The following is a 9,583-nucleotide window of genomic DNA, read 5'->3' as shown; positions in this document are numbered from 1 at the left end:
GATTAATAGAGCAAATCTTTCTAATGTTTTAGGACCTATTTTTTATTTGTTTGAACACAAAATGGACAAATGGGATGTTGAAATAGAAATTTCTCCGGACTTTAAAATTAATAAATTACCTGATAATTTTCATGTGATCTCAACTATGAATACTGCCGATAGAAGTTTGTCGGTAGTTGATTTTGCATTGAGAAGAAGATTTGCTTGGTATGATTTAAAACCAAAACCAATTAATGGGAAAAAGAAAAATTTGTCAAATTTGAGTGTTTTTGAAATAAATAATTCTGAATATTTCTTTTTTGAGGATTTCTTGAAAATTAATGAAATTTTTGATTGGTACGCTTCTAGTAATGAACTTTCATTACAACCTGGACAAGGTTATTTTATTGCAAAAAGTGAAGAAGAAATGAAAAGTAGAATTCAGTATGAAATATTTCCGTTGATAAAAGAATATTTGCAAGAAGGATTGGTTAGAAATGCTAAAGAAGAATTTAATAATTATTTTACTTCACGTATAAATCAATCACTTTTTGAATGAGTAAGTTGTTAGATGTTTTTTTTGAGATGCCTTGCTTAACTGAACAATCCAGACAGTTAAGCGGAGTTTATTTGCAAAAAAAATGGTTTAAATCGGCTGATCGAAGAATTATCGGTCAGAATCTTCAAAAATTTATAGAATATAATTTAGCTCAATTTAAATTTTTAGATATTCAGCCATTGATAATTGGTAATGACCAAAATATCTCCTTAGTTTTTCGATCATCTGGCTTCATTGGAACTATTCCACTAAGAGCATCTGACACCGGTAAACAAATAGGTGATTTTGTAGTAATGCCTAGATTTACTGGTAGTGATCGCTTTGAAGATTATATCGAAATTTTGAATTTACTTGGTGGAGAAATAAGCCCGGAAGTAATTGATAGCTTACCTCTTGCTTCGGGTAAAAATTTTCGACCGCCACTATATTTAGAAGCAGTAAAATTCATTGCCTCTCTTGAAGCTTTATTATCTAAGTCTTGGTGTAAATTTGATAATGTTGAAAAAATATCAAATCAACCAAATGGACAAATAAATTGGAATAAGTACATCAACAATGAATTTAAAATTGAAAAACGATTAAAGTTTCCTATTCGAAAAAATGTATTAAGTGAATTTCATAGTGAGTATGCAGAAGTACGTTATGTATTTGACATTTGTAAGGGTGAGTTGCTTTCTTCAAATACTCCTCTAAGGATTAAAAACACAATCAGAGCAAGGTTGAATTTCATTGAAGAAAAATTATATTATCACAAACCAAAAATAACGAATAATATTACAGTTAAAACATCTGATAATGTAATTGTGAAATCTTGTAAAGAACAAGCTAATAAGGTATTGAACTTTAATTTAATTGATTGTACTGCTTGGAGAGTTGATTTTTGCGATGTTTTTGAAAAATTTGTTCAATATATTTTCAGAGAAGTTGCTAAAGAAACAGGTGGTAGATTATTTTCAAATTTTAAATTTCATTCTAAAACGTCTAAGTATTATTCTTGGGAGCTAAAACATATCGAGCCGGATGCTATTTATCAGAAGGAAGATTTAATGGTGTTTATTGATGCTAAATATAAATCAAACTTGTATAATAAGTTTAGTAATAGTGAGACTCTTAAAGATGATTATAGACATGATTTGCATCAGATTATGGCATATACTTCATTCAGTAAGAGATATTTGAAGTTTGGTTTTTTGTGCTATCCATCTGACCAATTGGAAATTAAAACAATAAAGTATAAAAACGCAATAAATGAAATTACAAATGTCATTTTTGTATTTGGAATACCGTTAAAAAAAGACTGCATATTTGAAGTAAAACGGTTACTTATAAAGGAACTGGGTGTCATAGAAAGTATGATAGAGGTCTAAAATCTCAAATCATTAGAGGTTAACTCTAAACTTCTCACGAAACCAAAACCTCTAGCTCTGATGGGAACGGTATCCTTTTGTATCCGCCGCGGCGGATACAAAAGATAAATTATACAGCAGGACTCGAGCCAAAGCGAACTGACGAAGTAAGCAGCTCCTTTAAATTGAAATTCCAATATTTTTAAAGCCCAAATTTCAAGTTGCAAACGATTTTTCGACTTCGCTTAGAGTGGCAAGCCTTTGTCGAGTTACTGGTGTGATTCTTCGTTCCTCAGAATGACAAAATTGGGAGGGAATGGTGTTGCGAATAATTCTACTTATCCCTCTTCCCCCATTTAATTTTCATTTTTCCGTTATCGTCAACGGCAAGTAAATGTAGGACGATCCCACGTTCGCGGACGGCGTCGCGTTCGGCTTGGGTGGCGAGTTTGGCGTCGTTTTTAGAGTTTCGAAGGGGGACGGTGAGGGCGAGATTGGTGCCTCGGCCAAAAGAGTAAATTCCGTTGACATCGATGTTTAACACGTTGGAACTTATAGTGAGATTGTTGATGTCGATCTGCTCTCCACGCATATTGAGCTGACCGGACAAATCGCTAAAGGTGATGTTCTCGACATCGCGAAACGGAAAGGCAAACTTGCCGATTTTTACAATAGGTTCAAAGTTAACCAAAGCGCCCTGATTGACTTTAAAATCCAGTTTTCCGCGCATGGAGTTGCTAATCAATTCGCCACGACTATTGATAAAACCGTTTACACTGGCTGTACTCGTTAGTTTTCCTTTGATGTTGTTGGGGCTGAAAGACTGAATCCCGAAATTGTTAAACGATTTCAGAAAGCTTGCAATTTCGACCTTGTTTACCTGAGCATTCGAACTGAAAGCATAGTTTTTTCCGTTTGGCACCACTTCACTGTCAAAAGTAATAGTGCCTCCAGACGTTTGCAGCGAGCCGTTTTTAATGAGCAGTTTCGAGTCCAGCATCTGAATTCGGGCTATGGTATTGGTGGCAATGAGTTTGTTGTAATTGATTTTGTCGGCTTTGATATCGATCACCACCGAGCATTTGTCAATTACACTTCTCAGATGATTCGAAATCGTGGGTCTTTTGGCAGTCTTGGCCGAGCCTTTTACTTTTTGTGAACTGGCCAGAACGCCCAGAAATTGTTTGAGATCGATATTAGGGCAATAGATTTTCCAATTGACAATCATTTTTTCGGGAGCATCATAATAGAGGTTCAGGAAATTGTCAATTTCTCCTTCGACGAAAATCGTATTCTTATTGTGTTTGTAAGCAATTTGTTTGATGAGTAAAGCTTTCTCGGTAAAGTCAAGATGAATGTTGGTTTTTACGGCACGAACATTCTTCGGAATATAATGAAACGAGGCGTCGTCAATATCTATTTTGCCAATAAAACGCGGTTTGGTAATGTACAGATCAACAATGTCAAATTGAAATTTTAGGTTGGCTTTGGCATGACCGGCTGTAAACTGAATCCACTTGTCGTTGCTTATTTGGTTGAGTCTTTCAATATCGAAATCAGAACTTAGATTTCCGGTGGCAAGCGGTTTCTCCAGATTATTGATCGACAATTGCGGAATGGTAAGCGGAATGTTTTCGTATTCCCCCGTAAATTTCGTTAGAATAATAGCCGAATTGGCATCGTTATAACCGGCCGTTGGTTTGAAATTATTGGTGAAAATGCCTTTAAAATGACAGTCTTTAATCAATCCATCCGGTATAGAAAGTTCGTTGTTTTTGGCAATTGCCTGAACGACAATTCTGGGATCACCTTCGGCATTAAAGTCGCCTTTGATGTCGCAATTTACTTCAATTTCTTTTTTCAGATTAAATCGGTTAAGCTTAGAACTGATGTTTGCCGATAATAAGTTTGCCGCATTTTGCCACAAAATAGATGTACTGATATTGATTCCGAAAAGAGCATTTCCTTTAGCCAGATTAAAAAAAGCGATGATATCAAAAGAGTCTGTTCCAATTTTTAGGTCCTTAGTCACCACGTCAATTCTTTCTTTTGGAGCAGAGTAAGCTACTGCAAAAGTACCTTTAAGTTCTTTTTGTTTTGCAAAACTTCCGTGTACGGTATTAAAAGCAAGACTTTTAATTTGGGTGTTTAGATAAACGTCGGTTTGCCAGTTGTCGCCGTCATGCTCTACTTTCGATTGTAAGCGATCGACATCAAAATCAAACAATTTATGCCCAAGCAAATTGTTTAACGTAAAATGAACTCCGTTTAGTTCAATCTGGTCAATTGTAGTTTCGGTATCTGATTGGTCTTCCGGTGCTTTTTTCTTTTTCGGCTTAAAGATATCGGCATTCGAGTAGCCGTTCGGCGCTTTATACACATAGATAGCCGCGTCGTTGATGAGGATTTTACGAATGTTGATTTCGTCATGTACCAAACTCCAAATGTTCAGGCGCACCTCAATTTCTTTAGCTTTTAATAAAGTATGCTGGTGTGTGGGCCATTGATTGTCTTTGACTTCAACCTCCTTTAAGGCCAAAGTAAAGTTGGGAAAACCAGTCAGAAACTTATAATGAAAATCTCCAATATGAAATTTACCGTTGATGTTTTCATTGATTTTGGTGTTGATCTTAGTGATAATTTCGGTCTTATTTTGGTTAAAATAAATCGATAATCCGCCACAGGCAAGAAGGAGTAAAGTAATGATTCCTAATATGAAAATGCTAAAACGTCTGGCGTATTTTTTTAAATGAAGCGATTGAAAAAAGTTTTTGATGTGGAGTAAAGCTGCTTTCATCGGGAAGAATTTTCTGAATCCTTAAAGATAAGGGAAAATATGGAGGTTTCTTTAAAAAGATACAATTTAGACTTGAGTAGGTTAAAACTTATAAATTTTGTTTTTTGAATGAATATAATTAATGACAATACATTTATAATGAAAACTAATTTGGTTATGGTGTTTCATTTGTATTTAATTTTTAAATTTGTGGTCTAGTTTGAAACGAAACAATTCAGACAATAATTTTAAAAGACAAAAAATTATGGCATTAGCAATTACAGATGCTACTTTTGATGAAGTAGTTTTGAAGTCAGATAAACCGGTAATGGTAGATTTTTGGGCAGCATGGTGCGGTCCTTGTAGAATGGTTGGTCCAATCATTGACCAATTAAGCGACGAATACGCAGGTAAAGTTGTAGTAGGTAAAGTAGATGTAGATGCTAATCAGGAATTTGCTGCAAAATACGGTGTTCGTAATATACCAACTGTTTTGGTTTTTCATAACGGTGAAGTAGTAGGGAAACAAGTAGGAGTTGCTCCTAAACAAACCTACGCAGATAGTTTAGACGCTTTGTTGTAATCGAAAGATTATAATTTATATAAAGAAGGTTCGGCGAAAGTCGGACCTTTTTTATGTTTAAAGGTTTTTAACAGATTGAAAAATCTTTTTATATCAATTTTACTTATATTTTAGTCCAATGCTTTTTGATATAATGCCGATGTAATATGAAAATAGTACAATGCAATTGGACTATATTGAATATACAATCGGTATTAGTTCTTTCAATCTGTGGCAAAAGAATTTTAATTCATGCTCATTCGTGAGATTAGTGGCAAACTTTTTTTATTTTTAACGAATCTTAATTTCCTTTAAAAATGAAAATTTCCTATAGCTTACTCTGCTTTTTTGTGTTTACTACAATTGGTTTTTCCCAATCGAAACAAAAAGAAAAATTAATTTTAGAGGACGGTGTTTCAGAACAGTTAGCACATTTTCGAAAAAAACAAATCTCAAATGTGACTTATGGACTTTCTTTTGAGATTCCGCCGCAAAAACAAAAGGAAATCAATTCGAGTTTGACTTTAAATCTGACAATTTCAGATTTGAGTGAACCTTTATGTTTGGATTTTAAAGAGAAAACTCAGAACATAAAATCGATTCAGGTTAATAATAAAAACACTGCTATTGTTCATGAGAAAGGACATATTATTATTGCTGCTAAAGACTTGATTTTAGGGAAAAACAGAATTGCTATTTCTTTTATAGCGGGAAATTTGTCCTTAAACCGAAATGATGATTTCTTGTATACCTTATTGGTTCCCGATCGTGCCAGTACTTTATTCCCTTGTTTGGATCAACCGGATATTAAAGCGACTTATCAATTAAGTTTAATGGTTCCTAAAGAATGGGTAGTTTTATCTAATGCCCCAATTACAGGAGTGCACGAAGCAGTAGTTAAAAACCTTAATTATATGTTTTGGGGGTTTGGAGAATCAGATAAAATGAGTACGTATCTGTTTTCATTTGTTGCAGGAAAATTCAAAACGGTAACGCAGAAATTGGGATTTAAGGAAATGACCATGTTGTATCGCGAAAACAATGAAGAAAAAATAAGAGTAAGTACCGATACTATTTTTAATTTGCACCGACAATCCTTAGATTTTTTAGAAAAATACACCAATTATCCGTTTCCGTTTCAAAAACTTGATTTTGCTTCGATTCCTGTTTTTCAGTATGGCGGAATGGAACATGTTGGAGCGATACAGTATAAAGAATCAACTTTGTTTCTGGATAATAGCGCCACAGACAGTGAAAAATTAGACCGTGCTAAATTGATTGCACACGAAACTTCGCACATGTGGTTTGGAGATTTGGTCACCATGAAATGGTTTGACGATGTCTGGATGAAAGAGGTTTTTGCCAATTTCATGGCCGATAAAATTATGAATCCGATTTTTCCTAAAGTCAACCATAATTTACAGTTTCTAACCGCACACTATCCTAATGCGTATGGAGAAGATCGCTCGTTGGGTACGCATCCAATCAAACAAAATCTTGCCAATCTTAAAAATGCGGGTTCATTGTACGGAGCTATTATTTACAACAAAGCCCCTATTATGATGCGTCAGTTAGAAGCTTCGATGGGAAAAGAAGCCTTTCAGAAAGGAATCGAAAAGTATATTAAAAAGTACGCCAACGACAATGCTGACTGGAACAATCTGGTGGAAATTCTGGATGCCGAAACACCTTTGGATATGAAAAAATGGAGCGAAGTCTGGGTAAATCAATCAGGAAGAGCCATTTTTACGGATAAGATTACCTACGATGCTCAAAACCGAATTTCGAGCTTTGAAATTACACAGCAGGCAGAAGATCGTTCGGCTAATGTATGGCCTCAGATTTTTGATATTGGTTTGGTTTATCCCAACAACGTAAAAGTGATCAGTGCTACTATAAAAGACAAAAGTTTGTCACTCAAAGAAGCAATTGGACTTGAAAAACCAATAGCTGTTATTTACAATTATAATGGTTTTGGATATGGTGTTTTTCCGCTTGACGGGAATAATTTAGATTCTGTTTTAAGTCTAAAGGATGAGGTGGCAAGAGCTTCAACTTATATTAATATTTATGAAAATACCTTAACGGGAAATGTTGCTCCGGCAAAAGCTTTCGATTGTTTTGTGAAAGGAATTCAGCAGGAGCAAAATGAATTGGTGCTGAAAATAATTACGAATCAAACCAGTGCTGTTTTTTGGAAATATCTCACTCAAAAACAGCAAAATATAGCACAAAAACAGCTTGAAGAAGTAGTTTTGGATCGTTTGAAGACCAATTTGCCTAGCAATATCAAGAAAACATTGTTTAATTTGTTCAGTTCGATTGCTTATTCAGATTCAGGAAAAGCAAAATTATATGCGATTTGGAGTAAAGAAATGGTAATTTCAGGTTTGAAATTAAACGAAGACGATTATACGAACATGGCCATGAATCTGGCAATTTTTAAGCATGAAAAAGCAGATGGGATTCTGAATAAGACCAAGACTTCGATTAGCAATCCCGACAAGCAAAAACGATTTGAATTTCTGCTTCCTTCATTATCTAAAGACGAAGGGGTACGTGATGCTTTTGTACAATCTTTAAAAGACGATGCCAACAGAGAAAAAGAAGCATGGGTTTCTGTTGGTTTAGCGAATATAAATCATCCATTACGTCAGGAAAGTGCTCAGAGGTATATTAGATTTTCGCTAGATTTGGTTGATGAAATTCAGAGAACGGGAGATATCTTCTTTCCAAAAGACTGGCTGAACAATACCATTGGGAAATATTCATCGAAATATGCTTTTGATGAGGTACAGCGATTTTTAAAAGAGAATCCTAATTTTAGTCCAATTCTGAAAAGAAAATTAATGCAGGCAACAGATGGTTTGTACCGCGCACAAAATATTAAAAAAGAAACCGAATGAAAATTGAATCGGAAATAGAAAAAGTCTCCAGTTTTCAACATCTCGAAATGTTGGCGAATCAGGTGGTAGAAGGGTTTATTTCGGGGATGCACAAAAGTCCGTTTCATGGATTTTCGGCCGAATTTGCTGAGCATAAAGTGTATAATGCCGGAGAAAGCACTAAACATATCGACTGGAAGCTGTTTGCCAAAACAGATCGTTTGTACACCAAACGTTTTGAGGAAGAAACCAATTTGAGATGCCATATTATTGTCGATAATTCATCGTCTATGCATTATCCTGAACTAAAATCAAATCAGCCCTTTTACGAAAAGAAAATTGGGTTTTCTGTTCTGGCGTCTGCTGTATTGATGAATATCCTTAAAAAACAACGCGATGCTGTTGGTTTGAGCGTGTTCTCGGACAGTTATGAATATTATGCTCCCGAGAAAGGAAGTGATCGTCATCACAGAATGCTGCTCAATAAATTAGAACAGTTACTGGAACAGCCAAAAGGAAAAAAAAGTACCGATACGATTACGTATTTGCATCAGATTGCAGAGAAAATGCATCGTCGTTCGATGATTATTCTTTTTACAGATATGTTTCAGGCCGAAGAGGATGAGAAGCTTTTTAATGCCTTACAGCATCTGAAACACAACAAACATAAAGTGGTACTGTTTCATGTAGTCGACGATCAAACCGAATTAAAATTTGACTTTGATAACACGCCGCGCAAGTTTATTGACCTGGAATCAGGTGAAGAAGTATCGATTTTTGCTGATAACGTAAAAGCGGAATATGAAAAAAGGGTAGAAGGGTATTTTAAAAACCTGGCTTTAACCTGTGCAAAGAACCATATTAAGTACGTTCCGGTAAATGTAGGGGACAATTTTGAAAAAATATTGACGACATATTTAGTTGAAAAACAAAACTTTGGGTAAAACTTTGAAAATTTATTTAATTTTTTTTCAAAAAACACTTGCAGAAACGAAATTCTGTACTATCTTTGCAACCGCAATAACGCAGAGGTTTGGTAGTTCAGTTGGTTAGAATACATGCCTGTCACGCATGGGGTCGCGGGTTCGAGTCCCGTCCAGACCGCAATATTGGGAAGAGCCTTTCTTAACGGAAAGGCTTTTTTGCCCAAATACGGTATCTAAGATTAGTTGTGTTGTTTTGCTACGACTTTGTAACTCGTAGCTGGTTTAGTAGTTAGACCAATGAAAAGCTTTCCACTTTTGTGGATGGCTTTTTTGATTTAAGGCTATTCTGATTTTAACCGCAAGGTGCGCTAAGGTTTACGCAAAGTCCGCAAAGTTTTTTTTAAGCTTTGTGGATTTTTTGTTTTTATTTGTTTGGTTTAACCGCAAAGAGCGCTAAGATTTACGCGAAGTCCGGGATCAGGTTCAAAAGTTGGGGATTAAGCAAAAAGATTAGATAATCTGAACAAGAAAAAATCTATATTGCTCACTC

At 35.1% G+C, this 9,583-nt stretch carries 5 protein-coding genes, 1 tRNA gene and 1 pseudogene; 6 read left to right on the top strand and 1 reads right to left on the bottom strand.

Going from position 1 to position 9,583, the window contains the following annotated elements:
* Together JO950_RS19820 and JO950_RS19815 are read left to right on the top strand one after the other, a co-directional pair.
* Positions 1-538 (top strand): annotated as a pseudogene (locus tag JO950_RS19820) (ATPase); the annotation flags it as partial.
* Entirely contained in the window at positions 535-1,905 is a 1,371-nt protein-coding gene (locus JO950_RS19815) for a hypothetical protein (protein WP_202704190.1), read from the top strand. The pseudogene JO950_RS19820 and the gene JO950_RS19815, both read left to right, overlap by 4 nt.
* Positions 1,906-2,218: 313 nt before the next feature.
* On the opposite strand, the gene JO950_RS19810 is transcribed toward JO950_RS19815, so the two are convergent.
* Entirely contained in the window at positions 2,219-4,681 is a 2,463-nt protein-coding gene (locus tag JO950_RS19810) for an AsmA-like C-terminal region-containing protein (protein WP_202704189.1), read from the bottom strand.
* A 244-nt stretch (positions 4,682-4,925) separates the two neighbouring features.
* On the opposite strand from JO950_RS19810, the gene trxA reads away from it, so the two are divergent.
* The 4 genes from trxA (at position 4,926) to JO950_RS19790 (ending at position 9,211) form a co-directional block, all read left to right on the top strand.
* Positions 4,926-5,243 carry a thioredoxin gene (gene trxA, locus JO950_RS19805; RefSeq protein WP_012023423.1) on the top strand — a complete coding sequence of 106 codons (318 nt, stop codon included), beginning with the start codon at positions 4,926-4,928 and terminating at the stop codon, positions 5,241-5,243.
* A gap of 296 nt (positions 5,244-5,539) precedes the next feature.
* Positions 5,540-8,128, top strand: coding sequence for a M1 family aminopeptidase (locus JO950_RS19800; protein ID WP_202704188.1), 2,589 nt, complete (start codon positions 5,540-5,542; stop codon positions 8,126-8,128).
* Positions 8,125-9,051 (top strand): DUF58 domain-containing protein, encoded by a 927-nt coding sequence (locus JO950_RS19795; protein WP_017494711.1) that lies wholly within the window; start codon positions 8,125-8,127, stop codon positions 9,049-9,051. The genes JO950_RS19800 and JO950_RS19795 overlap by 4 nt, the downstream gene beginning before the upstream one ends.
* Positions 9,052-9,137: 86 nt before the next feature.
* Positions 9,138-9,211 (top strand) — tRNA-Asp (locus tag JO950_RS19790).
* The last annotated feature ends 372 nt before the right edge of the window (positions 9,212-9,583 follow it).

This window comes from Flavobacterium sp. UGB4466 (assembly GCF_903469665.1).
In the GTDB taxonomy this organism is placed as follows: Bacteria; Bacteroidota; Bacteroidia; order Flavobacteriales; family Flavobacteriaceae; genus Flavobacterium; species Flavobacterium lipolyticum.
The sequence above is the reverse complement of the archived record's forward strand: the minus strand, read 5'-3'. Positions and strand labels throughout refer to the sequence as shown.

Bases quoted from the DNA above. Each gene is read 5' to 3' on its own strand.
- JO950_RS19815 (WP_202704190.1), top strand. From the start codon at position 535: ATGAGTAAGTTGTTAGATGTTTTTTTTGAGATGCCTTGCTTAACTGAA.
- JO950_RS19810 (WP_202704189.1), bottom strand. From the start codon at position 4,681: ATGAAAGCAGCTTTACTCCACATCAAAAACTTTTTTCAATCGCTTCAT.
- trxA (WP_012023423.1), top strand. From the start codon at position 4,926: ATGGCATTAGCAATTACAGATGCTACTTTTGATGAAGTAGTTTTGAAG.
- JO950_RS19800 (WP_202704188.1), top strand. From the start codon at position 5,540: ATGAAAATTTCCTATAGCTTACTCTGCTTTTTTGTGTTTACTACAATT.
- JO950_RS19795 (WP_017494711.1), top strand. From the start codon at position 8,125: ATGAAAATTGAATCGGAAATAGAAAAAGTCTCCAGTTTTCAACATCTC.